This window comes from Paraburkholderia sp. BCC1884 (assembly GCF_900996225.1).
GTDB lineage: Bacteria > Pseudomonadota > Gammaproteobacteria > Burkholderiales > Burkholderiaceae > Paraburkholderia.
Genome location: NZ_CAAJGL010000087.1, coordinates 1 through 647 on the forward strand (window position 1 = coordinate 1; position 647 = coordinate 647).

Consider the following 647-nt stretch of genomic DNA (forward strand, 5'->3'; position numbering starts at 1 on the left):
TCCTTGATGACCTTGTTGCGCGGGTCGGAGATCGTGTACACCGGGTGACCGAAACCGATCACCACTTCCTTGTTGTCGACGCGCTTGCGGATGTCCGCTTCGGCTTCGTCCGGCGTTTGATAGCGCGTCTGGATCTCGAACGCGACTTCGTTGGCGCCGCCGTGTTTCGGGCCGCGCAGCGCGCCGATCGCGCCGGTGATCGCCGAATAGATGTCCGAACCCGTGCCCGCGATCACACGACCGGTGAAGGTCGATGCGTTGAATTCATGCTCGGCGTACAGGTTCAGCGACACGTGCATCGCATCGACCCACGACTTCGACGGCTCCACGCCGTGCAGCAGATGCAGGAAGTGGCCGCCGATCGAGTCGTCGTCGGTTTCCACTTCGATGCGCTTGCCGTTGTGCGAGTAGTGATACCAGTACAGCAGCATCGAACCGAGCGAGGCCATCAGCTTGTCGGCGATGTCGCGCGCGCCCGGCAGGTTGTGGTCGTCCTTCTCCGGCAGCACGGTGCCGAGCACCGAGACGCCGGTGCGCATCACGTCCATCGGATGCGCGGCGGCCGGAATCCATTCGAGCGCGGCTTTCACGTTGGCGGGCAGGCCGCGCATACCCTTGAGCTTCGCCTTGTACGCGCTCAGCTCGGC

General features: G+C 64.0%; 1 protein-coding gene. It reads right to left on the reverse strand.

Going from position 1 to position 647, the window contains the following annotated elements:
- Nucleotides 1-647 (reverse strand): citrate/2-methylcitrate synthase (locus tag FQ705_RS18835; protein WP_313955678.1); only part of this gene is annotated, 647 nt, incomplete at both ends.